Origin of the sequence: Pseudomonas sp. ADAK2 (assembly GCF_012935755.1) — a bacterium.
In the GTDB taxonomy this organism is placed as follows: Bacteria; Pseudomonadota; Gammaproteobacteria; order Pseudomonadales; family Pseudomonadaceae; genus Aquipseudomonas.
Map to the genome: position 1 here is coordinate 993,809 of NZ_CP052862.1, position 25,642 is coordinate 1,019,450.

The following is a 25,642-nucleotide window of genomic DNA, read 5'->3' on the forward strand; positions in this document are numbered from 1 at the left end:
GTCGCTTGTTTGCAACGCAGCACAAGCGCCTCCCCGCGTACCCACTGCCGGGCTCGTGTTGTGGCTGGACGCCGCCGATGGGTCAACCATGACCCTGGATGCGCAGAACCGTCTCCAGCGCTGGCGCGACAAGTCCGGCGAGGCCAATGACGCCACGGTCGACGATGCCACCTCGCAGCCACAGCGGATCGACAACGCCCTGAATGGCCATTCGGTCGTGCGTTTCAGTGGCGCCTCAGGGTTTATCGGCAAAACAATCCGCACCGCCAAAGGCCCTGTGACGGTATTGATCGTGTCCCGTCGATTGCCCGAACAAACCCCGGTCGATCCCTGGCAACGGTTGTTCAGTTCACGCCCGCTAACCGCCAATAACGATAACGTGTTGCCGAATTTCGCCATCAGCCTGCAACAGCCCGCCGCGTATGAACCAACGGTTTCTGTCCTTGAGCTGTACGACGTGCCGATTGGTCCGTACGCCGTCGGGCGCAATGCCGTCGGCCACTCCGAAAACTTTCGCGGCGACATCGCTGAAGTGCTGGTGTACGACCGTCCATTTGCCTCCCTCGCCGAGCGCCAGCGTGCCTTTCAGTACTTGGCGGACAAGTGGTCAGTGGCCATCCCGGCACACGCCAATACCTGGACCCGTGTCGGACCGCTGGGCCCATCGCCGAACCGGACCAGCGCCCAGCTGCCGCTGTCCGATCAGGCCAATGCCGGTCAGTGGGTGCTCGACACCAAACTGTCCGACGACTTCAATGGCACCACCCTCGACACCGGGCGCTGGCACGTCAACAACGCCATCGGCAACGAATCGCTCGGACGCAAACCGGCGCTGTTCACGCCGGCCAACGCCACCGTCAACAATGGCCACCTGAACATTGTCTTTCGCAAGGAAACCTTGCCGCAGAAATACGTCCAGCTCGGTTTCAAGGACTACACCTCAGCCATGGTCCGCACCCTTGAACGCGGCTTCTACGGTTATTACGAAGCACGGGCCAAACCCATGAACTCCGCAGCGTCCAGCGCCTTCTGGCTGGCGTGGACGGGCATGGCTGACAACGCCACCGAAATCGACATTTTCGAAATCGGCGGCAAGACCAAAAACGCAGCCTCAGACCAGTCTTACAACATGAACGCCCACCTATGGGCCACGCCGCAAAGCACCGAACATATCGCCAATGGCAGCACCTGGATCAGCCCCTGGCGCCTGGCAAGCGACTTTCATGTCTACGGCTTCGACTGGCAGCCCGACACCCTGCGCTGGTACGTCGATGGCGTGCTGGTCCGGGAGTCGAAGAACACCCACTTCTTCTTCCCCATGCAGATCGTCTTTGACAGCGAGGCCATGTGGAAATGGTTCGGCGTGGTCGACGATGCGGACCTGCCCTCCACCTTCGAAGTCGACTACGTCAAGGTGTGGCAACGCCGTCGATAGCCGTTGCACAAACGGTGTCAGCGCTACTGCTGCCATAGCGTCCGCTCTGGGCCGGGTTTCAATCGCCAAGGTGGTCAGTTTTCAATCAGCGCTAACATGTCTGGAGCGCCTCTACGTGATCAACCGTCGGCTCAAAGAATTGGATTTGCTGCGCTTTCTTGCGGCAATCGCCGTCGTGTTTTTTCACTATGCGTTTCGCGGCTATGCAAAGGGTGACATGTCTGCAATGCCCTACCCGTTATTGGCGGAGACAGCCAAATACGGTTATTTAGGTGTCGAGCTGTTTTTTATGATCAGCGGATTCGTCATTCTGATGACCGCTTCGAGCAATAATCTCCAGGTGTTTTTCATCTCCCGCGTCGTTCGCCTCTGCCCGGCTTTCTGGGTGTGCTGCACCCTCACTTTTATAATCACGCTCGCCATCGGACCACCCAGATTTACGGCTGATCTTTATCAATACATGATTAACATGGCATTCCTTGCAGACCTGATGGATGTGCCGTTGATAGACGGCGTTTATTGGTCATTGTTTGTAGAAATAAAATTTTACCTGATGATCTCCATTCTCCTGGGTTTCAAGAAAATCGAAAAAATAGAGACCTGCCTCGTGCTCTGGCTACTGATCTCTGCCACCGCCGAAGTCCTCGCTTTTGAAAAATTACGCTCGATATTGATTACTGATTACGCCGCCTATTTCATAGCGGGGGCAACGTTCTACCTTATCTGGGCCAAGGGATTCACAAAAACACGAGTTCTGCTGTTGGCAGGCGCACTGGCATTGGCTTGCTATACCGCAATCGTCTGGGCCGCATTGCTTGAAACCAAATATCCAACCGAATTCCATCCTCTGATCGTATGCAGCGTCATTACCCTGTTCTTCATGACGTTTTTCTTGATCGCGATGAACAAAACGGCAGCCATAGGGGCATTGAACTGGACGGCATTAGGCGCGCTGACCTACCCGCTTTACCTGCTGCATCAAATGATCGGCTTTATGATCTTTAACGTGGCTTATCCGGCGGTGAATCCGCACTTGCTGTTGTGGGGCACCATCGCCTTGATGATTGCTGTGTCTCATATCATCCACAAAAAAATAGAAACCCCGATTGCCAGACTGATCAAAAAATCCCTGTCATTTTCCTTGAGCCGTGTCAGGGGCTGATTAGCCCTGGCGCAGACGCTCTCAAACTTCGCCCCCAGGCCGATGTCATTCGACCTGGGGGCGAACTTCGTTTGGGTCGCTGGTTTTCTAGTGGATCATGATGCTGTTGTAATCGCCGCTCAGCTTCTCCAGATGCGCTGTGTAGCGATTCAGAAACCTGGATAACTCGGCCTGGGTGTAATCCGTGCTTTTCAGATGATCGAGGTTCATCGAAAAGCCCAGCCACACGCCCGCCACGGCGATGAGTTCCTCACCGACGACTCGGCGTTGGCCGCTTATTTCTACAATGGCGCTGATATCGGATAAAGCATCTTCAGCGGCCTGAAGCTCCTTGTTCAGTCCTTCCATCGATTGAGTGAGTGCCTGAATTTCCTTGTCCAGATTATTTCGCGAGGTCGCCAGCTCGCTGTATTTGATGCCGTCAGACACAACGCCCAGCACCTTTCTGACCAGTTCAATCCCCTGCTTCACCGCTTCTTTTTTCGGATTCTCCATGTCCAGCCCATCCAGCGCTTTGGCGTCAGGGATGTAGTTTTTATACATGTCGGCCAGGTTGAATTCGCGAATCACGTCTTGCGCCTTGATCAGCGTGTCCCGCTGTTGCTCGTATTTGGCTTTGCTCAGGCTGTGATCATTGAGCTCCAGCAGGATTCTGGCTTTACGCGCCCTGGCCACTTTCAGCGGTTCATCCGCCCGCTCATCTATTTCGACCCTGTAGAGGCTGCGTACTTCGTTCTCGAGAAACCGCGAGCGATCGGTAAACTTGGTCTCGACACCTTCCAGCATGGCCTCGATGTTGCGTTTGATGTTCAGCACTTCCTCGCTGACGACTTGCCGATCCTGCGCCGTCAGATCGTTCCTGGCCAAGGCGTCGTTCAACTCGGCAAGGGCATCAAAGTAGCTCTGGCCAGAGGCGCCATTCAGCGCGGTCAGTAATACGGGGAAAGATTCGCGCATGGTTTTGTCGATGTTGTTCAAGTACGCGGCGATCCGTTGCGCCCTTTCCTGCAAGACGTCAGACCGGTCCTTTCTGAAGCTGGCCAACCTCGAAACGTCGCGGATGGTTTGAATGATTTTTTTTACATCGATATCGGGAATAAGTTGGGTGTCGATCGGTGTCACATTGTTCATGGCAGTCATCCTTTGGTCGCCGAGCAATCAGTCGAAGTTCTTTTTGTATTCTTCCAGGGCTTCATTAAACGTGGCCACCAGCTCACCAGCGGTGTTTTTCACGTCGCGCCACGGGTCAATCACCAGCGCGAACTCAGCGACAAAGGACGTCAGGCGCAAAGCATTGTTGATGCGGCCAAATTGCTCGGCCGACGCATCGATCTTGCTCAGGATGGTTTGCCACATTGTGTTCAGGATATTCAGCGCCGCTTCAGCGCCGGCCATGCGAATGCCGAGGTCGCCGAAGCTCGACAATGAACTTTCCATCGCGCTCTGCAGGTTTTCCTTACCGCTGACAGCCAACTCCAACGCGTCAACTTCGGCCTTCAGCGCATTGCGCTCTTTGCGCGCGGTTTCGGCTTTCGGGCCAAAGATCGAGCCTGAAATCGGCCAGAAGATCGGCAGCCCGCCGGAGAACGACATGCCGACGTAATAGTCGTAGTCCTTGTCCAACTGGGTAATCCGGTCTTTTTTGGTGCGAATGGTTTCCTTGGAACTGGCGATGGATTCGAGCAAGTTACTGCGCTCCATCAAGTCGTACTTGGCCTTGACCTCGGACTGCAACCCGAATACCCGCTTGCCCGTCGACAGTTCGCCGCCCGCCAGCTCGATCTTGAAGTTTGAAATTCGGTCTTTCAGCTCTTTCGTTGCGCCCTGCTGACGTTTGATATCGACCTTCATCAACTCGATGATTTCTGTCACGGCCGACGCCACTTCACCGTCGTCAGAGGTGTAGGTGATGCCTTCCAGATCACGGTTGCTCAGCCCGCCCAGGGTGGTTCGGACCCGCTCCATGATCGGCATTTCCTTGATCACGGAAATGATTTCCCCGCCACTGCTGACGATGTTTTTAGCCGCAGAGCTCAAGTCGATGCTTTGCTGGACGATCTTGTTTTCCACCGCATCCCAACTGGCGGCGTGAATGCGGATTTTTTTGAATAAAACTTGAATATCGCTTGGCTCCAGGCCGGCGATATTCACTTTGGTGTATTTCAGATAAGACTCGACTTCCGGCAACTCGCTCGGCAGCGACAAGCCTTTCTTCACATACTGTTTGATCTTGATCACGTCTTCTTTGGTCAATACCCCTGCGCTACGCGCAACACCCGGATATTCCCCTGAAATCAGATGCAGTACTGCTTTGGGCAGGTCATTACTACTGTCTGAATCTTTCAGCACAACAGCCATGTTGTTTTCCTCTGTTCATTTAACTCGATACACCGGTTGTATCGACGAACAGAAGCTAGATGACCCTTGAGGCGCGTCAAATGACCTGAAGGACTGTAAGAATCCTCAACTACTTGACTTATAAGGGAATAATTCTAGAGCTCAACCAATTTAGAAACATCGAGCTACATATGCAGGACAGGTCCTACAGATAAGTATTAATTGTTGTATTAGTTACACTCGAGTTCCACGCTTGAGCGTCTCACTCGGCAACTCTTTGAACAACGCGAAGTAACTGCTGGAAAACCTCCCCAAATGCCAGAACGACCAATGCATCGCCACTTCGGCGACCGTGGTCTGCATCGCCGTGCGGCTGAGCAATTCGCGGTGCGCGCTATTGAGCCGGCGCAAGCGCAACCAATGGGTCGGCGTCATGCCGGTAAAAGCCTTGAACGCATGTTGCAACTGACGCAGCGAAACCCCGGCAACCTGGGAAAGCTCCAGCAAGTTGAGGGTTTCTTCCGGCGCATCCGCGGCCCATTCGCCGACGCGCTTCATGATCGTTCGCTCCTCGGTCCGTCGCTGCAACCCGCCCTGATCCAGGCGCACACAGGCGTTATCGAGGATGTACAGGCAGTCTTCCAGCAATTGCAGGGTCAAGGCTTCGCGACTGGGCGGGTCCAGCGTTTGTGCCAACCGGGTCAACGTCCCGCTTAACCAGCGGCTGAACAGCGCGTTCTGCTGGCAATTGAGCGGCGACATGAACAGCCCTTCCAGGCGCGCCACATTCAAACCATGGCGCTGCACGAACTCCGGACCGAACACCACAGCGATCTCCTGGTAGTTCTCCGGGGTGATCCAGATGTTGCGACTTTCGCCATTCAACACGTACAGCGAGTTGTCGCTGCGATCAAAACAGAACGCCAGCGAACCCTGCGGCGCACTGAAATTCTGCTCGACCCGGGTGTTCATGTGTTCTTCGTAAATCTCCACGCCTTGCAGGTCCAGATAGCGCACCAGCCCGGCGAAATGCCCCGGCGACATCTGCTGGTAATGCTGCACCCAGCCCGGTGTGGCGCGGATTTGCTCGGCGACATCGGCGGTATTGAACGCTTGGACTTGTAACGGATTGCACGCTGTCATGGGTGACCTTACGCACTCGTTTGGTGCGTTTTGGTGCTGCTTAAAGTGGATAGATGGAACTGCAAGGCTCGCCCAAGATAGTCGTCAACGCGCTTCAGGGGAAGTGTCTGTCGGATGCGACCGCCCTCCCCGGCGTTACCAAAACCAATAACGAGGTCTTTATGAATGTCCCTTTCGATCAGCTGTTCACGTGGCTGAAAGATCACAAGATTACTGAGGTCGAGTGTGTGGTCAGCGACTTGACCGGCATCGCTCGCGGCAAGATTGCACCCACCAACAAGTTCCTGCATGAGCGAGGCATGCGCCTGCCGGAAAGTGTGCTTTTGCAAACAGTAACCGGGGATTTTGTCGACGACGACATCTACTACGACCTGCTCGACCCGGCCGATATCGACATGGTCTGCAAGCCCGTGGCCGACGCGGTTTACGTGATTCCATGGGCCATCGAGCCGACCGCCATCGTGATTCACGACACCTTCGACAAGTTCGGCAACCCGATCGAACTGTCGCCGCGCAACGTGCTGAAGAAAGTCTTGCAGCTGTACACCGACAAGGGCTGGAAGCCGATTGTCGCGCCGGAAATGGAGTTCTACCTGACCCAGCGTTGCGAAGACCCGGACTTGCCACTCAAGGCGCCACTGGGCCGTTCCGGTCGGGCGGAAAGTGGCCGGCAGTCGTTCTCCATCGACGCCGCCAACGAATTCGACCCGCTGTTCGAAGACGTCTACGACTGGTGTGAACTCCAGGGCCTGGACCTCGACACGCTGATCCACGAAGACGGCCCGGCGCAGATGGAAATCAACTTCCGTCACGGTGATGCCCTCGACCTGGCCGACCAGATCACCGTGTTCAAGCGCACCCTGCGCGAAGCGGCGCTCAAGCACAACGTCACCGCGACCTTCATGGCCAAGCCGATTGGTGACGAGCCAGGCAGCGCCATGCATTTGCACCAGAGCGTGGTCGACATCGTCACTGGCCAGCCGATCTTCGCCGATGCCGAGGGCAAGATGAGCGAGCTGTTCCTGCACCACATCGGCGGCCTGCAAAAGTACATCCCGAAAGTGCTGCCGATGTTCGCGCCCAACGTGAACTCGTTCCGCCGCTTCCTGCCGGACACCTCGGCACCGGTGAACGTCGAATGGGGCGAAGAAAACCGCACTGTCGGCCTGCGTGTGCCGACCTCGACTCCCGACGCCATGCGCGTGGAAAACCGTCTGCCGGGCGCCGACGCCAACCCGTACCTGGCGATTGCCGCGAGCCTGTTGTGCGGCTACCTGGGCATGGTCGAGAAGATCGAGCCGAGCGCTGCGGTGCAGGGCCGCGCCTATGAACGGCGCAACCTGCGCCTGCCGATCACCATCGAAGACGCCCTGAGCCAGATGGAAGAGTGCGAAACCGTCGGCCGTTACCTGGGCAGCAAATTCGTGCGCGGGTATGTCGCGGTGAAGCGCGCCGAGCATGAAAATTTCAAGCGCGTGATCAGCTCCTGGGAGCGGGAGTTTTTGCTGCTGAGCGTTTAACCCCGTAAAGATCGTTCCCATGCTCCGCGTGGGAACGCCTCAAGGGACGCTCCGCGTTCCAGGGGGGACGCAGAGCGTCCCGGGCTGCATTCCCACGCAGAGCGTGGGAACGATCTTCCAAAATCCAACAACTCAATGAGGTGTCGAATGCGTCTATTGAAATCCGTGGTTCCGGTCGCGCTGGCGATCCTGTTCAGCGCCGTTGCCCAGGCTCAGCCACAGGTCAGCGTCTACAACTGGACCGATTACATCGGCGAAACCACCCTCGCCGACTTCCAGGGCAAAACCGGGATCAAGGTGATCTACGACGTATTCGATTCCAACGAAACCCTGGAAGGCAAATTGCTTGCCGGCCGCACCGGGTATGACGTGGTGGTGCCGTCCAACCACTTCCTCGCGCGCCAGGTGAAGGCCGGGGCGTTCCTTAAACTGGACCGCTCGCAGCTGCCGAACTTCAAGAACCTCGACCCGAAACTGCTCACGCTGCTGGAGAAAAACGACCCCGAGAACGCGCACTCAGTGCCGTACTTGTGGGGCACCAACGGCATTGGCTACAACGTCGACAAGGTCAAGCAAGTGCTGGGCATCGACCATATCGATTCCTGGGCCGTGCTGTTTGAACCGGAGAACATCAAGAAACTCAGCCAGTGCGGCGTGTCGATGATGGACTCGGCGGATGAAGTGTTCCCGGCGGTGCTCAACTACATGGGCATGGACCCACGCAGCGAGAACCCCGAGGATTTCAAAAAGGCTGAAGCCAAGCTGATGAGCATTCGGCCGTACATCACCTATTTCCACTCGTCGAAGTACGTGTCTGACCTGGCCAACGGCGACATCTGCGTGGCGTTCGGTTACTCCGGCGACGTGTTCCAGGCTGCCAACCGGGCCAAGGAAGCGAAGAACGGCGTGAACATCGCCTATGCCATTCCAAAGGAAGGCAGCAACCTGTGGTTTGACCTGCTGGCGATTCCCGCCGACGCCAGCAACCCGAAAGAAGCCCACGCCTTCATCAATTACCTGCTGGACCCGCAAGTGATCGCCAAGGTCAGCGCCTCGGTGGGTTACGCCAACCCGAACCCGGCCGCCAAGCCATACATGGACGAAGCGTTGGTGAACAACCCTGAGGTCTACCCTTCCCAGGCAGTCCTCGACAAACTCTACATTTCTACCACCCCGCCCCAGGCGATCATGCGTTTGATGACCCGTTCCTGGAGCAAAGTGAAGTCCAACAAATGAATCAGTTCAGCAACGAACACGCCCATTCCTATTACGCTGCCACGGCGAAGAGCCTGGCACCCTACCCCACGCTGGCCGCGGACCTCGACGCCGATGTCTGCGTGATCGGCGGCGGGTTCACCGGTGTTAATACCGCCATCGAACTGGCGCAGCGTGGGCTGTCGGTGATCCTGCTGGAGGCCCGGCGCATTGGCTGGGGCGCCAGCGGGCGCAACGGCGGGCAGTTGATTCGCGGCATCGGCCATGATGTCAGCGGTTTTGCCCGCTATGTCGGTGAAGAAGGCGTGCGTTACATGGAGCAGGCCGGGGTCGAATCCGTGGCGCTGGTGGGCAATCGCATCCGCGAACACGGGATCGACTGCGACCTGCGCTGGGGCTTCTGTGAACTGGCCAACACGGCGGCGCAGTTTGCGGCGTTCAAGGTGGAACAGGCAGGTCTCATCGAGCTGGGTTATGCCCATGAGACCCGGTTGGTGGGGCCGGAACAGATTCGTCAGCAAGTGGTGAATTCCGGGGTGTATGCCGGTGGCCTGATCGACATGGGCTCCGGGCATTTGCACCCGCTCAACCTGGTCCTTGGCGAAGCGCGGCTGGCGGAATCCCTCGGCGTGCGAATCTTTGAGCAAAGCCCGGTGCTGGAATTGATCCATGGCAGTACCGTGCAGGTCCGTTGCGCTGGCGGCACGATCCGCGCCGGCAGCGTGGTGCTGGGTTGCAACGCGCATCTTGAAGAACTGGAACCGAAACTCAGCGGCAAGGTGCTGCCGGCGGGCAGTTACATCATTGCCACCGAGCCTTTGCCCGAAGAGGTCGCCGCGCAGTTGATCCCGCAGAACCTGGCGCTGTGCGACCAGAAAGTCGGCCTGGATTACTACCGGCTCTCGGCGGACCGGCGCTTGCTGTTCGGCGGCGCCTGCCACTACTCCGGGCGCGATCCTTCGGACATAGGCGCTTATATGCGCCCGGCCATGCTCAAGGTGTTCCCGCAACTGGCCAACGTGCGCATTGATTATCAATGGGGCGGCAAGATCGGCATCTCGGCCAACCGCTTTCCCCAGGTCGGCCGCTTGAGCCAGCACCCGAACGTGTTCTACGCCCAAGGGTATTCCGGCCATGGCCTGAACGTGACCCACTGGTGCGCCAAGCTGCTGGGTGAAGCGATCCACGCCGGCCACAGCAAAGGTTTCGATGTCTTCAGCGCCGTGCCGCACATGACCTTCCCCGGCGGCCGCGCCTTGCGTTCACCGCTGCTGGCGCTGGGCATGTTCTGGTATCGCTTGCGCGAGATGCTTGGCTGAAATCACGGCTTTCTGGCTGACGTTGATCCCTGTGGCGAGGAGCTTGCTCCCGCGGGGCTGCGAAGCGGCCCCCGACGGCGGTTGCTGCGCAACCGTACGGGAGCAAGCTCCCTCGCCACAGGTTATTCATCACCCGGCTTACCCGGCTCGCCTTCAGAACCAATCGCCCTTTCGATTTGCTCTATCGCAAGGCACTTCTATATTGAGGAGGTGCTCTGACTTTCCTGCCTCCTTGCGAATGCGACCCATGGCCACGACTGACCAGTTGATCATCTGCGAGCACTGCGACTGCGTGTATGAAAAAGTCACGCTCGCCAAACATCAGAAAACCCTGTGCACCCGCTGCGGCGGCGTGCTCCAGCGGTATAACGGCCTGACGCTGGAGCAGCGCCTGGCCTTGACCTTCACGGCGCTGGTGCTGTGGATTTTCGCCAACTTTTTCCCGGTCATGAGCATCAGCCTCAAAGGCCTGAAAAACAGCGCCACGCTCTGGGATTCGGTACTGGCCCTGAGCCTGGGGCCGATCACCTTTATCGCCATGGTCGCCGCCATCTCCATGATCATCGCGCCGATTATCCAACTGGTGCTGTTGATCTGGGTCCTGAGCTTCGCCCTCGCCCGTCAGCGCGCGCCGGGGTTCCGCTTCAGCATGCGCTGGCTGGAAACCCTCAGGCCCTGGAGCATGCTGGAAGTCTGTCTGCTGGGGGCGATGGTAGCGGTGATCAAGCTCGCCGGGTTGCTGGATGTGTTGCCTGGCATCGGCCTGTTTGCCCTGGCCATTCTCAGCCTGATGATGATCCGCATTGCCGGGCGCGACATCCGTGAATTGTGGGACGACCTATGACAACGCCACCGGTCGCCAGCGAACTGGGCCTGTGCCTGTGTCACAGCTGCGGCATGGCCTGTGACACGAGCAATGATCCTCACGAGTGCGAACGCTGCGGTGCCCCGCTGCATCGGCGCAAGGTCAATTCACTGGCCCGGACCTGGGCCTACTTGTTCGCCGCGCTGGCGTTCTATGTCCCGGCCAATCTGCTGCCGGTGATGAACACCCGAATGGTCGGCAATGGCGCCGACAGCACCATCATGAGCGGCGTGCTGGAGTTTTGGGAGGCCGGTGCCTGGGACATCGCCCTGATCATCTTCATCGCCAGTATCGCCGTGCCCGGCATCAAATTCGTCGCCTTGACGCTGCTGCTGGTGACCGTCCAGCGTGACAGCCTGTGGGCGCGCAAGGAGCGCTCCAAGCTGTTCCGCTTCGTCGAGGTCATCGGTTACTGGTCGATGCTCGACGTGATCGTCGTCGCGCTGGTTGCCTCACTGGTGAAATTCCAGGCCCTGGCCGACATCGAGCCGCGTCCGGGCATTCTGTTTTTTGGCCTGGTGGTGGTGTTTACCATGCTCTCGGCCATGAGTTTCGATCCACGATTGATCTGGGATAAAGCGCCCCATAACGAGGAGGTCACGGATGAAGTCGCAAGCCACTGACGGGCCGCAAGCCCCGGGACAGGCCAGTATCAAGACCCGCCGTTTCAGCGTTTCGCTGGTGTGGATCGTGCCGATCGTGGCCGTGCTGGTGGGGATTTCCCTGGTGGTGCACAGCGTCATGCAGGAAGGCCCGACCATTGTCGTGACCTTCAAGACCGGCAACGGCCTGACCGCCAACAAGACCGAGGTCAAGTACCGCAACGTGGTGATCGGGCATGTCTCGGACGTGGAGTTGAGCCACGACCAGAAGAGTGTCGATGCCACGATCAAACTCGCCAAACAGGCGCAAACCTTCACCCGCGAAGACTCGCAGTTCTGGGTGGTGCGCCCACGTATCGGCGCGGGTGGGGTCTCGGGCATCGATACCCTGTTGTCCGGCGACTACATTGGCGCCGATATCGGTCACGCCGACAACCGTGCGAAGAACTTCACCGGCCTGGAAAATCCACCGCCCATCACCTACGGCGAGCCAGGCAAGCGCTTTACCTTGCACTCCCAGGACCTCGGCTCGCTGGATATCGGCTCGCCGGTCTACTACCGCAAGATCCCGGTCGGCCAGGTGGTGGCGTATGCGCTGGATGCCGATGGCAAAGGGGTGAACCTCGAACTGTTCATCCATGCGCCGAATGACGCCTACGTCACCGAAAACACCCGGTTCTGGAACGCCAGCGGCATCGATCTGAATATCGGCGCCAACGGGTTCGCGGTGAAAACCGAATCGCTGTCCTCGCTGTTGGTGGGTGGCATCGCCTTTCTCGCCCCGCCGTACAGCCCCAACGATCAACCCGCCGCCGAAGAAAAGACCTTCGAGCTGTTCGACGACCAGACCACCGCCCTCGCCCCGCCCAATGGCAAGGCGCAGTACCTGAGCCTGCGGTTCGACCAGGCCCTGCGCGGGCTCAAGGTCGATGCGCCAGTGGAATTCCTCGGCATGGAAATCGGCAAGGTGGTGGCGATCAATCTGGATTTCGACGAGAAGAAACGCAGCTTCCCGGTCAATGTCGGCATCGTGATCTACCCGCAACGCCTGGGTCAGGCCCATACCAAAATGATCAAGGCGTTGTTGCATGATCCGAATGACGAAGCGGCTGGCGTACGCCTGATGGGCACGTTTATCGAAAACGGCCTGCGCGCCCAGGCTCGCAGTGGCAACCTGCTGACCGGTCAGTTGTACATCTCGCTGGATTTCTACCCGAAAGCGGAGAAAGTCACGTTCGATCCAAACGCGCGGCCGGTCAGCATCCCGACCATCCCGGGCAGCCTCGAGCAATTGCAGGAAAAACTCGAGGCCATGGTCAACAAGATCAACCAACTGCCGGTGGAACGGATTGCCAGCAACCTCGACAGCAACCTCGTCGAGTTGCGCAAAGGCCTGGCGCAGTTCAACGCCAAGACCCTGCCCGGCGTGCAGACCACCCTGGCGGACGTGAGCAAGACCCTGAACTCGGCCAGTTCGACCCTGGCCGAAGACTCGCCGCAACGGGAACAACTGACCCAGACCCTGGACGAACTCAAACGCATGTCGCGTTCCCTGCGTGAACTCTCGGATTACCTGGGACGGCACCCGGAATCGCTGATCCGCGGGCGCCCCGGCAATGCAGCGCCGGCCGATCTGCAAGGGCCACCGCGTAACTGACCACAGGAGCAACACCCATGGCTTTTTCGCCGAAGATCACCCTGGTCGCCGCGTTGCTGCTGCTCGCGGCGTGTCGCAGCGACCCGATTCACTTTCACACCCTGACCCCGGCGCAGCTTGCTCGGGGTAATGGCGACGAGATCATGATCGAAGGCATCAGCGTGCCGCCGCAGGTCGATCGGCCGCAGATCGTCATTCGCCAGGGCAGCAGTGGTTTGGCGATCCTTGAAACCGATTGGTGGGGCGCGAGCCTGTCGGACGAATTGCGCAGCGCGTTGGTGGATCAACTGTCCAACGCCAACGCCCAGCGCAAAGTCTCGCTACGCGTCGATGTGCAGCGTTTCGACTCGATTCCTGGCCAGTACGGTTTGATCGACGTCAAATGGCGCCTGCGGCCGTTGGGCGCCGGCGATAATGCGCTGATGACTTGCCGCAGTACCTTGCAGACGCCGTCGGGGCCTTCCATCGAGGATTTAGTGACGGCGCAGCAAAACAACGTCAAGCGCCTGGCTGCGGTGATCAGTCAGGCGGCAACGGGACGGCAACCGGGATGCCCGTCGGCCCCTTGATCCACCTTGCAACCCCCAAACCCTGTAGGAGCAAAGCTTGCTCGCGATAGCGCCCTCAAAGACGCCATCGCGGGCAAGGCATGCTCCTGCAGGTTTTGTAAACGCCTCACAAATCGAAGCGATCCACCGCCCGCCGCCGTTCATTGTCATCGCGCACATCGTAGTTGGCAGTGGTCTGGATGTTGCTGTGGTGCGCCAGTTTCTGCGCAATCGACAGGTCGTGTTCCTCAATCACCCGGGTGATGAACGAGCGGCGGAAATCGTGGGGCATGATCTTCACCCCGACCTGGGCGCCGCGCTGGCGGGCGATGTAATAGATCGCATGTTTGGTGATGCGCTCGCGGGTAATGTGGCTACCGCGGCGGATACGGTTGAACAGGAACGGATCGTCCTCCAGCCCTTCACCCAGTTGCGAACGACGCAACTCCAGCCACGCCTCCAGTTTGGCGAAGGCCCAGGCCGGGGCGTATTTGATCAGTTGCTTGTTGCCCTTGGCCGTGACCCGCAGGCTGCGCTCGCTGAAATCGACCTGGTTCAGGTCCAGGTTCACCGACTCCGACTTGCGCATCCCCGAGCCGTACAACACCGCGATGATCGCCGCGTCTCGCAGGCCTTGCGGTCGAGGGTCGGCGGCGCAGACGTCCATCAATTCTTTAATCAGTGTGCGCTTGAGGTTGCGCCCCTGGGACAGCCGCGTGCCGGCAATGCCTTTGACCGAGCGCATTTTCAGCAAGTGTTCCTGGCTGATCAGGCTCATGCGCCAGGCTTCGTTCATCACTCCGCGAACAGCGTTCACGTACAGCGAAGAGGTATTCGGCGCGTAACCGTCAGTACGCAAAGCGGCGACCAAGGCGATGACATCCTCGGGCTGGAGCTCATGCCAGGGGATCTCCTCGATGTTCATGTCGTCGAAGCCCAAACGATCCGCCGCGTCTTGCAGGACATAGCGCATGGTCAGTTGGCTGGACGGCGCCAGGCGCGCCAGATACACGGTCAATGGGTTGGCTTTTACAGCCGTGGGTTCAATAGCGGATAAGTCAATCAAACGAAAAAACCTTGAAGAAAACGGTTCAACACAACAACTAAAGAGTTTGCTTACTTACTGTAAGAAGCGGCTGGCGGTGGAATAAACGCGATAAACGGTAGAAGTCTGAACTTGAGCTGTCTGAACTTCAGATAAACGATTCGCCGACCGGTTTTTCATGTCCCTTTCACATTTTCGCGCCTACTCTAATTCCAACAGGTCGCCCGTGCTCAGCCCCACAACCTGACGAGCCGATGGCAAAAAGTCAACCTGAGTCCTTTGTAATATTTATGTAGCAACTCATTGATGCGGATTGTTTTTTTGCGTCCACGTTTAAATGTGGGGCCCTTTCGTGCACCTGAAATTCCGTTGCTGTGACAGCCCCGAGGTCCTTATGAGTCAGGCTTTTCTCCCCTTTTCCCGCCCCAGTATCGGCGATGAAGAAATTGCCGCCGTAGAGCAAGTATTGCGTTCGGGCTGGATCACCACCGGGCCAAAAAACCAGGCACTGGAAGAGCACTTCGCCAACTATGTCGGTTGCAAGCATGCCGTGGCGTTGTCTTCAGCCACCGGCGGTATGCACATCACTTTACTGGCCTTGGGCATCGGTCCCGGGGACGAAGTCATCACCCCATCCCAGACCTGGGTGTCCACCGCCAACATGATCTGCCTGCTGGGGGCGAAGCCGGTGTTTGTCGACGTCGATCGCGACACCCTGATGAGCGACCTGCAAAGCATCGAAGCGGCGATCACGCCCCGGACCCGGGCGATCATTCCGGTGCATTACGCCGGTGCGGCGTTCGACCTCGACCCGCTCTATGCCTTGGCGGACAAACACGGAATTCCTGTCATCGAAGACGCAGCCCACGCCGCCGGCACCTTCTACAAAGGTCGGCACGTCGGTTCCCAGGGCACGGCGATCTTCTCGTTCCATGCGATCAAGAACATGACCTGCGCCGAAGGCGCGATGTTTGTCAGCGACGATGAACACCTGGCCAGTCGCGTGCGCATGCTCAAGTTTCACGGCCTGGGCGTTGACGCCTATGACCGTTTGACCGGTGGCCGCAAACCCCAGGCCCAGGTCATCGAGCCCGGTTTCAAATACAACCTGGCCGACATCAACGCAGCGATTGCCCTGGTGCAATTGGAGCGACTGGACGAAATCAACGCCAAGCGCACGCAACTGGCCCAGACCTACCTGCAACGCCTCGAAGGCCTGCCGGTGCAACCGCTGGCGCTGCCGATGTATCCGCAACAGCACGCGTGGCACCTGTTCATCCTGCGCATCGACGCCGAACGCTGCGGCCTCGACCGCGAAGCGTTCATGAAGGCCTTGCAGGAACAGAACATCGGCACCGGCATTCACTTCATCGCCACTCACCTGCACACCTACTACCGCCAGCGCTTTCCGGGCGTTTCCCTGCCCAATACCGAATGGAATTCGGCGCGGTTGTGTTCGATCCCGTTGTTCCCCGACATGACCACTGACGACGTTGAACGTGTCGTCGGTGCCATTGAAAACAGTATGGATGCCCGCCTGTGAAACCTTATCCGATCCGTTGCGTGTCGATCGTCATCCCGGTCTACAACGAGCAAGACAGCCTTCCGGAGTTGCTCAGGCGCACCGAAGCCGCGTGTCAGCAATTGCACCACGATTACGAAATCGTCTTGGTGGACGACGGCAGCCGCGACAGTTCGGCGCAAATCCTTGAAGAGGCCGCCAGCCGCGACTGCAGCCCGGTGGTCGCGGTCATACTCAACCGCAACTACGGTCAGCACGCGGCGATCATGGCCGGGTTCGAACAGTGCAAGGGCGATGTGGTGATCACCCTCGACGCCGACCTGCAAAACCCGCCGGAAGAAATCCCGCGCCTGGTGGCCCAGGCCGAACTCGGCTATGACGTGGTCGCCACGGTGCGCAATAACCGCCAGGACTCCGCCCTGCGGCGCTGGCCGTCGAAGCTGATCAACCTGGCGGTGCAACGATCTACCGGTGTAGTCATGAGCGACTACGGCTGCATGCTCCGCGCTTACCGGCGCACCATTGTCGACGCGATGCTCGCCTGCCGCGAACGCAGCACCTTCATCCCGATCCTGGCCAACAGCTTCGCTCGCCACACCACGGAAATCCTCGTGACCCACGCCGAGCGTGAACACGGCGATTCGAAGTACAGCCCGATGCGCCTGGTCAACCTGATGTTCGACCTGATCACCTGCATGACCACGACCCCGCTACGCCTGCTCAGTATCGTCGGCTTCACCATGGCTGGTCTGGGCGTGTTGTTCGCGTTCGCCTTGATCGTCCTGCGCCTGGCCTTCGGCGCCCAATGGGCGGGCGACGGCATGTTCGTGCTGTTCGCCGTGCTGTTCGTTTTCACCGGCGGGCAATTCATCGGCATGGGCCTGCTGGGTGAGTACCTGGGCCGCATGTACAGCGACGTCCGGGCACGTCCGCGGTTTTTTATCGAAAAAGTCCTGCGTAGCCAACCCGCCCCTCCTGCTCCCGTTGTCACGGTCGACGGTCTCACTTCCACTTCTTCAGATCAGGTTCTCTCATGAGCAAACAAGCTGTTGTCTTCGCCTATCACGATATCGGCTGTGCCGGCATCGACGCCCTGCTTGGCGCAGGTTTTGAGATCGCGGCGGTGTTCACCCACGCCGATGACCCGAAGGAAAATGCGTTCTACGGCTCCGTCGCGCAACTGTGCGCCAATAAAGGCATCCCCGTGCACGCCCCGGAAGATGCCAACCATCCGCTGTGGATCGAGCGCATCGCCAAGCTCAAGCCCGATTACATCTTCTCGTTCTACTACCGCCACCTGCTGAGCGAAGAACTGCTGGCCACCGCCCGCCAGGGCGCATTCAACCTGCACGGTTCGTTGCTGCCGCGCTACCGCGGGCGTGCCCCAGCGAACTGGGTGCTGGTCAACGGCGAAACCGAAACCGGCGTGACCCTGCACCGCATGGTCAAGCGTGCCGATGCCGGCGCCATCCTCTCCCAGCAACGAGTCGGGATCGAGCGCAGCGACACCGCGCTGACCCTGCATGGCAAGCTGCGCGAGGCGGCGAGTTCATTGCTGCGTGACACCCTGCCGATGCTGCTGCAAGGCAAGGTCAGCGAAACCCCGCAGGACGAATCCAACGCCACGGTGTTCGGCCGCCGCACGCCTGCCGATGGCAAGCTGATCTGGAAAAAACCGGCCGAAGAACTGTTCAACCTGGTTCGCGCCGTGACCCAACCGTATCCGGGCGCTTTTTGCGACGTCGGCGAACACAAGCTGATTGTCTGGGGCGCACGCATCGCCAAGGGCAATGAAGGTCTGGCGCCGGGCCGTGTCATCAGCGTTGACCCGTTGCGCATCGCTTGCGGCGAAGACTCGCTGGTGGTCACGGCCGGTCAGCGCAATGACAACGGCCTGTACCTGAGCGGCCCACAACTGGCCAATGAGTTGGGCCTGGTGGACGGTTCGGTGCTGCGTGGCGCTGAGTCCGGGCGCAAACCCCGTCGTACCCGCGTGCTGATCCTCGGCGTCAACGGCTTTATCGGCAACCACTTGTCCGAGCGCCTGCTGCGAGACGACCGTTATGAAGTCTATGGCCTGGACATCGGTTCCGACGCCATCGACCGCCTGCGTAGCCACCCGAATTTTCACTTCGTCGAAGGCGACATCAGCATTCACTCCGAGTGGATCGAGTACCACATCAAGAAATGCGACGTGGTCCTGCCGCTGGTGGCCATTGCCACGCCAATCGAATACACGCGCAATCCGCTGCGTGTGTTCGAGCTCGATTTCGAAGAAAACCTGAAACTGGTGCGCTACTGCGTCAAGTACAACAAACGCGTGATCTTCCCCTCGACCTCGGAAGTCTATGGCATGTGCCAGGACGCGCGTTTCGACGAAGACACCTCCAATCTGGTCCTCGGCCCGATCAATAAACAACGCTGGATCTACTCGGTCTCCAAGCAACTGCTCGACCGCGTGATCTGGGCCTACGGCCAGAAAGGCCTGAACTTCACGCTGTTCCGGCCGTTCAACTGGATGGGCCCACGCCTGGATCGCCTGGATTCGGCACGGATCGGCAGCTCCCGGGCGATCACCCAGCTGATCCTCAACCTGGTAGAAGGCACGCCGATTCGGCTGTTCGACGGCGGCGAGCAAAAACGCTGCTTTACTGACATCGCTGACGGCGTCGAAGCCCTGGCGCGGATCATCGATAACGACAATGACGTGTGCAACGGCCAGATCATCAACATCGGCAACCCGGACAACGAAGCCAGCATCCGCCAGTTGGGCGAAGAGCTGCTGCGGCAGTTCGAAGCGCATCCGCTGCGTGCCAACTTCCCACCGTTCGCCGGTTTCCGCGACGTGGAAAGCAAGGCGTTCTACGGCACCGGTTATCAGGACGTGTCGCACCGTAAACCGAGCATCGACAACGCCAAGCGTTTGCTGGACTGGACGCCGACCGTCGAGATGAGCGAGACCATCGGCAACACCCTGGACTTCTTCCTGCGTGAAGCCATGCTCGAAATCGCGGACAAGCACTAATGCAGGCAGGCTTACGAATCGATGTCGACACCTACCGAGGCACCCGTGAGGGGGTGCCGCGGTTACTGGAAATCCTCGATGAGGCCCAGGTTAAGGCAACGTTTTTCTTCAGCGTCGGGCCAGACAACATGGGGCGCCACTTGTGGCGCCTGATCCGCCCGCAATTCCTCTGGAAAATGCTCCGTTCCAACGCCGCCGGCCTGTATGGCTGGGACATTTTGCTGGCCGGCACGGCGTGGCCGGGCAAGCCTATCGGGCGCGACCTCGGGCACCTGATGCGCCAGGCCCGGGACGCCGGCCATGAAGTCGGCCTGCACGCCTGGGATCACCATGGCTGGCAAGCGAATGCCGGGGGCTGGAGCGATGTGCAACTGATCGAGCAGATTCGCCGGGGCGTCGACAGCCTCAGCGATATCCTCGGGGCAAAAGTCGATTGCTCGGCGTCCGCCGGTTGGCGCGCGGACGAGCGCGTGATCGAAGCCAAGCAGGCGTTCGGCTTTCGCTACAACAGCGATTGCCGGGGCCGGAACCTGTTCCGGCCAATCTTGGCCAATGGCCTGCTGGGCGCGCCGCAAATCCCGGTAGACTTGCCGACCTTCGACGAGGTGGTCGGGCCAAGCGTATCCGCCAGGGATTTCAACGGGTTCATCCTGCAGCGCTTCACCCCTGAAAGACTCAACGTCTACACAATCCACGCCGAAGTAGAAGGGATTCTCATGGCCAACGATTTTCGTCAACTGCTGGCCGATGCGCGCCAGCGTGACATCCGTTTTCAACCCTTGGGCGACCTGTTGCCCGAGTCATTCGCCAGCCTGCCGGCCGGGCGTGTAGTGCGTGGTGTCCTCGAAGGTCGTGAAGGCTGGCTGGGAGTGCAAGGCGCATGACTAAACGCTGGGCCTTGCCAGTGTTGCTGGCGATCATGCTGCTGGCGTACCTGTTGCCGTTGGGCACCCATGGCCTGTGGATTCCCGACGAAACCCGCTATGCCCAGATCAGCCAGGACATGCTGCTGGACGGTAACTGGGTGGTGCCGCATTTCATGGGGGTGCGCTATTTCGAGAAACCGGTGGCCGGTTACTGGATGATCGCCCTCGGCCAGGCGCTGTTTGGCCAAAACCTGTTCGGCGTGCGCTTCGCTTCGGCCCTGAGCACCGGGCTGAGTGTGTTGCTGTGCTTCTTGATCGCCCGCCGCCTGTGGAACGACCCGCGCAAAAGTTTCGCCTGCGCCTTGCTGTACATGAGTTTCACGATCGTCGCCGGGCAAGCGGGTTACGCCAATCTCGATCCGCAATTCACCTTCTGGGTCAATCTGAGCCTGGTGGCCCTGTGGTTTGCGTTGGACAGTACACGCCGCGGTCAGCGGCTGTTGAGTTGGGCGGTGTTGGGCCTCGCCTGCGGCATGGGCTTCATGACCAAGGGCTTTCTCGCCTGGTTGCTGCCGGTGTTGATCGCCGTGCCGTGGATGCTCTGGCAGAAACGCTGGCGTGAACTGCTGATCTACGGCCCGCTGGCGATCATCATCGCCATCGCGGTCAGCCTGCCGTGGGCCTTGGCCGTGCACGCCCAGGAGCCCGACTACTGGCGATTCTTCTTCTGGCACGAACACATTCGGCGCTTTGCCGGCGACGATGCGCAGCATGACGCGCCATGGTGGTTTTACCTGCCGCTGCTGCTGGCGTTCAGCCTGCCGTGGGCGGTGTTGCTGCCGCCTGCACTGAAACAGGCCTGGCAGACCCGAGGCCAGGCGCACATCGGCTTCCTGTTGCTGTGGCTGGTCATGCCACTGGTGTTCTTCAGCCTGAGCAACGGCAAACTGCCGACCTACATCCTGCCGTGCCTGCTGCCCTTGGCGCTGTTGCTGGGCCATGCGCTGGCCGACCGCTTGCGGCTTGAGCAAGGCCGGGTGCTGGGGCTCAACGGTTTGCTGAATTTGCTGCTGGGCCTGGCGGTCCTGTTAGCCCTGGTTTACCTGCAACTGAAAAAGCCGCTGTACGAGCTGGAGCTGCACAACCTGGTGCTGGTGTTTATCGCGCTGATGGGCTGGATCATGGCCAACCTGCTGCAAGCCTTCCGGCCGTTGCAATGCTGGGCGGCACCGGCGTTCGGCAGTTTGCTGTTCATCGGGCTGATCCCGACCGCGCTGCCCAACTCGGTGGTGTCGAACAAGATGCCTGACCAATTCATCCTCGAACACGCACAGGAACTGAGCCAGACCACTCAGTTGATGAGCAACGACCTGGGCGCGGCATCGGCGCTGGCCTGGCGCCTGCAACGTCCGCAAGTGGCGATGTACAACACCGTCGGCGAGCTGAAATACGGCCTTAATTACCCCGAAGCGGCGAGTCGGCGAATCACTCTCGACAAAGTGCAACAGTGGATGCGCGATGCTCGCAAGCAAGGCTCTGTGGGCGTGGTCATGCGAGTCAAGGGTGACGACGAACTGCAGGAAGTGGAACTGCTGCCAAAAGAGGGCAAGCGTTATGAGCAAGGCAACCTGGTGATTCTGATAATCCCCAAGGACGCGGCATGAGCCTGCTGCTGTTGCTGACCGCGTGCTTGCTGACGTGCCTGGGCCAGGTCGCGCAGAAATACGCCGTCGAGAGCTGGCGCGGCAAGGCGTCGGGTTGGGGCGAGAAAGCGCGTTCGCCGTGGCTGTGGCTGGCGCTGTTCTCCCTCGGGTTGGGGCTGCTGGTCTGGCTGCTGGTGTTGCAGCGCCTGGAAGTCGGCGTCGCTTATCCGATGCTGAGCCTCAATTTCGTGCTGATCACCTTGGTCGCCCGTTTCGTCTTTCACGAATCCATCGACCGGCGCCACTGGCTCGGTGTCGCGCTGGTGATCGGCGGTGTGGTGTTGCTGGGGCAACACACATGAGCCTGCGCCGTGGAATCACCTTCGCCCTGGGCAGCGTCATGCTCGCCAGCGCCGCGCAGTTGGGCATGCGCTGGAGCATGAGCCGCCTGCCACAACCCGATCAGTGGCTGACCGCCCTCGGCAACGGCAGCGTCGGTCTGGTCGCTGTCGGCGTGGTGCTGGCGGCAATCCTCGCCTATGGGCTGTCGATGCTCAGCTGGCTGCTGGCCCTGCGCGATGTGCCGCTGGGGCGAGCCTATTCACTGCTGAGCATCAGCTATGCGCTGGTGTACCTGCTGGCCGCCAGCCTGCCGGCATTCAACGAACAGTTCAGTCTTGCAAAAAGCCTTGGGGTGGCCCTGGTCATCCTGGGTGTCATCACCATCAACTCTCGACCTGCTCGCGTCGCCGATCTCAGGAATGACCCATGAAAATCAGTGTATTTGGTAGTGGTTACGTTGGCCTGGTACAGGCTGCCGTTCTGGCTGAAGTCGGCCACGATGTGATCTGCATGGACATCGATGCCAAAAAGGTCGAATTGCTCCAGCAAGGACACGTCAGCATCTTCGAGCCGGGGCTGGCCAGTCTGGTCAGGGACAGCCTGGAGGCCAAACGCCTGCAGTTCACCACCGACGAAAAACTCGCCGTGCAGCACGGCGAGGTGTTGTTTATCGCGGTGGGTACACCGTCGAACGAGGACGGCTCGGCGGACCTGAAATACGTGCTGTCGGTCGGTGATGCCGTGGCCCGTCATCGCGAGCAACCGGTGATCCTGGTGGAAAAATCCACGGTGCCGGTCGGCACCGGCGACACCCTGCGCGCGCACATCGAGCGCAGGCTTCAGGAGGCTAATCGGCTATTGCAATTCGATATCGTCTCCAACCCCGAGTTTCTCAAGGAAGGTTCGGCGGTGGCCGACTGCCGGCGCCCGGATCGCATCGTCATCGGCTGCGAACGTGACGAAGTGCGCGACGTGATGCGTGATCTCTACGCGCCGTTCAACCGCAATCACGACCGCATCATGTTCATGGACCTGCGCAGCGCCGAGCTGACCAAGTACGCCGCCAACGGCATGCTGGCGACGAAGATCAGCTTCATCAACCAGATCGCCGAACTCGCCGAACACCTGGGCGCCGACATCGAGTCCGTGCGCTTGGGCATCGGCGCGGACTCGCGCATCGGCTACCACTTCATCTACCCGGGCTGCGGCTATGGCGGCTCGTGCTTTCCCAAGGACATGCGCGCGCTGATCCATAGTGCCGAACAGGCGCACTGCTCCAGCGATTTGCTGCAAGCGGTGGAAGCGATCAACCAGCGGCAGAAACACAAGCTGTTCGAGCGGGTCAATGCGTTCTACAAGGGCAACCTGGCCGGCAAGACCTTTGCCGTATGGGGCCTGGCGTTCAAGCCCAATACCGATGACATGCGCGATGCGCCAAGCCGGGTGCTGCTGGAATCGTTGTGGGCGGCCGGGGCCAATGTGCGGGCGTTCGACCCGGAAGCGATGCAGGAAACCCAGCAGTTGTACCCGGACGAGTCGAAACTGATGCTGATGGGTACCCCGGAATCGGTGTTGGCCGGCGCCGATGCGCTGATCATCTGCACCGAGTGGCAGCAGTTCAAGGCCCCGGATTTCGACCTGATCCGCCAGCGCCTGACCGCGCCAGTGATCTTCGACGGACGCAACCTGTATGACGCCGAGCGGCTGTCCCGCGCCGGTTTCCTGTACTTCCCGATGGGCCGTGGGGATTCGCGTAACCTGCCGATGCCGTATCAGCAATGGTCAGCCATTTCGTCGGTTGCCTGACGGTGAATGACGCTATCCGTCGACAGTCCCTCGGTGTGGGGCTGTTGGCGCTGCTGTTGTTCATGGCCGGGGTGTATCAGCAGGCGGCCATCGGTTTTGATTCGCGGTTTGTGTTGTTCGCCCAGGAAATGCTGCGCCACGGGCCGACGGTGTTCCCGACCACCTATGGCCAGCCCTATGCCGACTATTCGGCGCTGAGCACGCTGTTCGTCTGGTTACTGTCGCTGCCATTCGGCGAGGTGAATGCCTTCAGTGCCTGGCTGCCGAGTGCGATTGCCGGCGCGGTCATCGTCACGTTGATGTACCGGCTGCTGGCGCCCTACTCCACGCGCTGGGCGTTGTTGAGCATCGCCCTGCTTCTGCTGACCAACACCTTCGTCACTGAAACCCGCGCCGTGTCCCTGGACTTGATGCTGGCGGCGGTAGCGTTTTCGGTGTTCTACCTGGGTTATGCCGCCGATCATTTCGATGCACCCCGGCGCTGGCCGCTGATCTTTGCCCTGTTGTTGCTGGGTTTCGGGATTCGTGGACCGATCGGCCTCGTCGTGCCGACTGGCATGTTATGCAGTTATTTGCTGCTCAACCGCCAGTGGCAACGGCTGCTGGCCTTCGGACTGCTCGCCGCCATGCTGCTGTTGGGCGGCGTCGGCGTGCTGTTGTTACTGGCCAAGCTCAGCGGCGGCCCGGCCTTTATGCAGGACGTGATTCGCATGCAGTTCATGGGGCGCATGGACGGCAGTGAAGGCGTCAGCGGTTCGTTGTATTACTTCACCAGCTCCATGGGCAACTATGCGTTGGCGTATCCATTGGGGTTGTTGGCGTTGGCGGCGATCTTCCTGAGCAATCCGCGCGAGGCCGGACCGTCGTTACGTCTGGTGCAGTACTGCGCGGCGGCGGGGTTGATCGTGATGGTCGGGTTGTCGATTCCCCAGGCGAAAAAAGCCCGATACCTGCTGCCGATGTTGCCGATGGCGGCGATTATTGCGGCGTATCCGTTTCAAGTGATGCAAGGGCGGTTGTTCGCTGTGTTGCGGGGCGTGATGCAAGGGCTGTGGCTGGTGATTCCGGGGTTGTTGATCGTGGTGTTGATCGTCACTCAACGACGCTTTCCGTCCCAACTGACCTCGCTGGCGGCGGTTTTCAGTGTGCTCGGCGTGCTGCAAGTGATCGCCATCGTCGCGCTATTCAAAACGAGGTGGCGAGCGCAAGTCCTGGCGTTCTGCGCGGTACTGGGGTTGTGGTCGGTCTACATCCTGGTGCTCGAACCGGTGGAGCGGCAGCTCTACGATACGCGCACCTTCAGCCGCTCGGCCTTTGCGCTGGTGCAGCATGAGCCTGCGCCGCTGGTGCTGTTCGGCATGGGCAAGGACGCGAAGGCGATCAAGTTTATGGTCAATATCGAGCAGGACCTGCAACCGGTGTTTACCGAATCGGTCCAGGAACTGGAAACCATTCCGGCGCCGGCCTGGGTGATGTTGGATCGGAGTGATTTCAAAGCACTGAAGGGCACACCGCTGGGCGACTTGCAGCCAGCCTTGACCGGGCGTTTCGATAAAAACGATTATGTGCTGCTGCACCTCAAGCCATGAC

22 protein-coding genes are annotated in these 25,642 nt (G+C 59.6%); 18 read left to right on the forward strand and 4 right to left on the reverse strand.

The annotated features are described in order from the left end of the window. The first annotated feature begins 88 nt into the window (after positions 1 to 88). Positions 89 to 1,435, forward strand: a complete 1,347-nt coding sequence (locus tag HKK52_RS04450; protein ID WP_237150700.1) for a family 16 glycosylhydrolase — start codon at positions 89 to 91, stop codon at positions 1,433 to 1,435. A 115-nt stretch (positions 1,436 to 1,550) separates the two neighbouring features. Beyond that, positions 1,551 to 2,597 (forward strand): acyltransferase family protein, encoded by a 1,047-nt coding sequence (locus tag HKK52_RS04455; RefSeq protein WP_169369715.1) that lies wholly within the window; start codon positions 1,551 to 1,553, stop codon positions 2,595 to 2,597. Positions 2,598 to 2,684: 87 nt separating this feature from the next. Here the strand turns inward: HKK52_RS04455 and HKK52_RS04460 are convergent, their stop codons facing one another. The 3 genes from HKK52_RS04460 to HKK52_RS04470 all read right to left on the reverse strand — a co-directional run bounded on the left by HKK52_RS04460 (position 2,685) and on the right by HKK52_RS04470 (position 6,077). Continuing rightward, positions 2,685 to 3,728: an alpha-xenorhabdolysin family binary toxin subunit B gene (locus HKK52_RS04460; RefSeq protein ID WP_169369716.1), complete on the reverse strand. Its 1,044-nt coding sequence runs from the start codon at positions 3,726 to 3,728 to the stop codon at positions 2,685 to 2,687. A 27-nt stretch (positions 3,729 to 3,755) separates the two neighbouring features. Further along, a complete protein-coding gene (locus HKK52_RS04465) occupies positions 3,756 to 4,955 on the reverse strand; it encodes an alpha-xenorhabdolysin family binary toxin subunit A (protein WP_169369717.1) in 1,200 nt (399 codons plus the stop codon). Positions 4,956 to 5,168: 213 nt separating this feature from the next. Then, positions 5,169 to 6,077 (reverse strand): helix-turn-helix domain-containing protein, encoded by a 909-nt coding sequence (locus tag HKK52_RS04470; protein WP_169369718.1) that lies wholly within the window; start codon positions 6,075 to 6,077, stop codon positions 5,169 to 5,171. A gap of 161 nt (positions 6,078 to 6,238) precedes the next feature. On the opposite strand from HKK52_RS04470, the gene HKK52_RS04475 reads away from it, so the two are divergent. The 7 genes from HKK52_RS04475 to HKK52_RS04505 all read left to right on the forward strand — a co-directional run bounded on the left by HKK52_RS04475 (position 6,239) and on the right by HKK52_RS04505 (position 13,824). Further along, the gene (locus tag HKK52_RS04475; protein WP_169369719.1) at positions 6,239 to 7,597 is read left to right on the forward strand and encodes a glutamine synthetase family protein; all 1,359 of its coding nucleotides are present in this window, start codon (positions 6,239 to 6,241) and stop codon (positions 7,595 to 7,597) included. Between the two features lie 147 nt (positions 7,598 to 7,744). After that, positions 7,745 to 8,833 (forward strand): polyamine ABC transporter substrate-binding protein, encoded by a 1,089-nt coding sequence (locus HKK52_RS04480; protein ID WP_169369720.1) that lies wholly within the window; start codon positions 7,745 to 7,747, stop codon positions 8,831 to 8,833. Beyond that, on the forward strand, positions 8,830 to 10,131 hold the full coding sequence (locus HKK52_RS04485; RefSeq protein WP_169369721.1) for an NAD(P)/FAD-dependent oxidoreductase: 1,302 nt from the start codon (positions 8,830 to 8,832) through the stop codon (positions 10,129 to 10,131). The genes HKK52_RS04480 and HKK52_RS04485 overlap by 4 nt, the downstream gene beginning before the upstream one ends. A 247-nt stretch (positions 10,132 to 10,378) precedes the next feature. Further along, on the forward strand, positions 10,379 to 10,975 hold the full coding sequence (locus HKK52_RS04490; RefSeq protein ID WP_169369722.1) for a paraquat-inducible protein A: 597 nt from the start codon (positions 10,379 to 10,381) through the stop codon (positions 10,973 to 10,975). Beyond that, positions 10,972 to 11,619: a paraquat-inducible protein A gene (locus HKK52_RS04495; protein ID WP_169369723.1), complete on the forward strand. Its 648-nt coding sequence runs from the start codon at positions 10,972 to 10,974 to the stop codon at positions 11,617 to 11,619. The genes HKK52_RS04490 and HKK52_RS04495 overlap by 4 nt, the downstream gene beginning before the upstream one ends. Next, positions 11,600 to 13,255, forward strand: a complete 1,656-nt coding sequence (locus HKK52_RS04500) for a PqiB family protein (RefSeq protein WP_169369724.1) — start codon at positions 11,600 to 11,602, stop codon at positions 13,253 to 13,255. The genes HKK52_RS04495 and HKK52_RS04500 overlap by 20 nt, the downstream gene beginning before the upstream one ends. A 17-nt stretch (positions 13,256 to 13,272) precedes the next feature. Further along, positions 13,273 to 13,824 (forward strand): PqiC family protein, encoded by a 552-nt coding sequence (locus tag HKK52_RS04505; protein ID WP_169369725.1) that lies wholly within the window; start codon positions 13,273 to 13,275, stop codon positions 13,822 to 13,824. 106 nt (positions 13,825 to 13,930) lie between these two features. On the opposite strand, the gene HKK52_RS04510 is transcribed toward HKK52_RS04505, so the two are convergent. Then, positions 13,931 to 14,869, reverse strand: coding sequence for a site-specific integrase (locus HKK52_RS04510; RefSeq protein WP_237150702.1), 939 nt, complete (start codon positions 14,867 to 14,869; stop codon positions 13,931 to 13,933). 373 nt (positions 14,870 to 15,242) lie between these two features. Here HKK52_RS04510 and arnB point away from each other — a divergent pair, with 373 nt between their 5' ends. Genes arnB through HKK52_RS04555 form a run of 9 tightly spaced genes read left to right on the forward strand, consistent with a single transcriptional unit; the run spans position 15,243 to position 25,641 of the window. Further along, on the forward strand, positions 15,243 to 16,391 hold the full coding sequence (arnB, locus tag HKK52_RS04515; RefSeq protein WP_169369726.1) for a UDP-4-amino-4-deoxy-L-arabinose aminotransferase: 1,149 nt from the start codon (positions 15,243 to 15,245) through the stop codon (positions 16,389 to 16,391). Continuing rightward, complete coding sequence (gene arnC / locus HKK52_RS04520; protein ID WP_169369727.1) at positions 16,388 to 17,407, forward strand: undecaprenyl-phosphate 4-deoxy-4-formamido-L-arabinose transferase; 1,020 nt, start codon at positions 16,388 to 16,390, stop codon at positions 17,405 to 17,407. The genes arnB and arnC overlap by 4 nt, the downstream gene beginning before the upstream one ends. Next, positions 17,404 to 19,395 carry a bifunctional UDP-4-amino-4-deoxy-L-arabinose formyltransferase/UDP-glucuronic acid oxidase ArnA gene (arnA, locus tag HKK52_RS04525; RefSeq protein WP_169369728.1) on the forward strand — a complete coding sequence of 664 codons (1,992 nt, stop codon included), beginning with the start codon at positions 17,404 to 17,406 and terminating at the stop codon, positions 19,393 to 19,395. Before arnC ends, arnA begins: the two co-directional genes overlap by 4 nt. Beyond that, a complete protein-coding gene (gene arnD, locus HKK52_RS04530) occupies positions 19,395 to 20,279 on the forward strand; it encodes a 4-deoxy-4-formamido-L-arabinose-phosphoundecaprenol deformylase (RefSeq protein WP_169369729.1) in 885 nt (294 codons plus the stop codon). Before arnA ends, arnD begins: the two co-directional genes overlap by 1 nt. Further along, the gene (gene arnT, locus HKK52_RS04535) at positions 20,276 to 21,925 is read left to right on the forward strand and encodes a lipid IV(A) 4-amino-4-deoxy-L-arabinosyltransferase (protein ID WP_169369730.1); all 1,650 of its coding nucleotides are present in this window, start codon (positions 20,276 to 20,278) and stop codon (positions 21,923 to 21,925) included. The genes arnD and arnT overlap by 4 nt, the downstream gene beginning before the upstream one ends. After that, entirely contained in the window at positions 21,922 to 22,266 is a 345-nt protein-coding gene (gene arnE, locus HKK52_RS04540; RefSeq protein ID WP_169369731.1) for a 4-amino-4-deoxy-L-arabinose-phosphoundecaprenol flippase subunit ArnE, read from the forward strand. Before arnT ends, arnE begins: the two co-directional genes overlap by 4 nt. Continuing rightward, complete coding sequence (arnF, locus tag HKK52_RS04545) at positions 22,263 to 22,676, forward strand: 4-amino-4-deoxy-L-arabinose-phosphoundecaprenol flippase subunit ArnF (RefSeq protein ID WP_169369732.1); 414 nt, start codon at positions 22,263 to 22,265, stop codon at positions 22,674 to 22,676. Before arnE ends, arnF begins: the two co-directional genes overlap by 4 nt. Further along, the gene (locus HKK52_RS04550) at positions 22,673 to 24,052 is read left to right on the forward strand and encodes a UDP-glucose dehydrogenase family protein (protein WP_169369733.1); all 1,380 of its coding nucleotides are present in this window, start codon (positions 22,673 to 22,675) and stop codon (positions 24,050 to 24,052) included. The genes arnF and HKK52_RS04550 overlap by 4 nt, the downstream gene beginning before the upstream one ends. Beyond that, on the forward strand, positions 24,025 to 25,641 hold the full coding sequence (locus HKK52_RS04555; protein ID WP_169369734.1) for an ArnT family glycosyltransferase: 1,617 nt from the start codon (positions 24,025 to 24,027) through the stop codon (positions 25,639 to 25,641). The genes HKK52_RS04550 and HKK52_RS04555 overlap by 28 nt, the downstream gene beginning before the upstream one ends. Position 25,642 lies beyond the last annotated feature (1 nt).

Excerpts from the sequence above, each read along its gene's own strand:
- HKK52_RS04450 (WP_237150700.1), top strand. The coding sequence starts at position 89 with ATGACCCTGGATGCGCAGAACCGTCTCCAGCGCTGGCGCGACAAGTCC.
- HKK52_RS04460 (WP_169369716.1), bottom strand. The coding sequence starts at position 3,728 with ATGAACAATGTGACACCGATCGACACCCAACTTATTCCCGATATCGAT.
- HKK52_RS04465 (WP_169369717.1), bottom strand. The coding sequence starts at position 4,955 with ATGGCTGTTGTGCTGAAAGATTCAGACAGTAGTAATGACCTGCCCAAA.
- HKK52_RS04470 (WP_169369718.1), bottom strand. The coding sequence starts at position 6,077 with ATGACAGCGTGCAATCCGTTACAAGTCCAAGCGTTCAATACCGCCGAT.
- HKK52_RS04475 (WP_169369719.1), top strand. The coding sequence starts at position 6,239 with ATGAATGTCCCTTTCGATCAGCTGTTCACGTGGCTGAAAGATCACAAG.
- HKK52_RS04480 (WP_169369720.1), top strand. The coding sequence starts at position 7,745 with ATGCGTCTATTGAAATCCGTGGTTCCGGTCGCGCTGGCGATCCTGTTC.
- HKK52_RS04485 (WP_169369721.1), top strand. The coding sequence starts at position 8,830 with ATGAATCAGTTCAGCAACGAACACGCCCATTCCTATTACGCTGCCACG.
- HKK52_RS04490 (WP_169369722.1), top strand. The coding sequence starts at position 10,379 with ATGGCCACGACTGACCAGTTGATCATCTGCGAGCACTGCGACTGCGTG.
- HKK52_RS04495 (WP_169369723.1), top strand. The coding sequence starts at position 10,972 with ATGACAACGCCACCGGTCGCCAGCGAACTGGGCCTGTGCCTGTGTCAC.
- HKK52_RS04500 (WP_169369724.1), top strand. The coding sequence starts at position 11,600 with ATGAAGTCGCAAGCCACTGACGGGCCGCAAGCCCCGGGACAGGCCAGT.
- HKK52_RS04505 (WP_169369725.1), top strand. The coding sequence starts at position 13,273 with ATGGCTTTTTCGCCGAAGATCACCCTGGTCGCCGCGTTGCTGCTGCTC.
- arnB (WP_169369726.1), top strand. The coding sequence starts at position 15,243 with ATGAGTCAGGCTTTTCTCCCCTTTTCCCGCCCCAGTATCGGCGATGAA.
- arnA (WP_169369728.1), top strand. The coding sequence starts at position 17,404 with ATGAGCAAACAAGCTGTTGTCTTCGCCTATCACGATATCGGCTGTGCC.
- arnD (WP_169369729.1), top strand. The coding sequence starts at position 19,395 with ATGCAGGCAGGCTTACGAATCGATGTCGACACCTACCGAGGCACCCGT.
- arnT (WP_169369730.1), top strand. The coding sequence starts at position 20,276 with ATGACTAAACGCTGGGCCTTGCCAGTGTTGCTGGCGATCATGCTGCTG.
- arnE (WP_169369731.1), top strand. The coding sequence starts at position 21,922 with ATGAGCCTGCTGCTGTTGCTGACCGCGTGCTTGCTGACGTGCCTGGGC.
- arnF (WP_169369732.1), top strand. The coding sequence starts at position 22,263 with ATGAGCCTGCGCCGTGGAATCACCTTCGCCCTGGGCAGCGTCATGCTC.
- HKK52_RS04550 (WP_169369733.1), top strand. The coding sequence starts at position 22,673 with ATGAAAATCAGTGTATTTGGTAGTGGTTACGTTGGCCTGGTACAGGCT.
- HKK52_RS04555 (WP_169369734.1), top strand. The coding sequence starts at position 24,025 with ATGGTCAGCCATTTCGTCGGTTGCCTGACGGTGAATGACGCTATCCGT.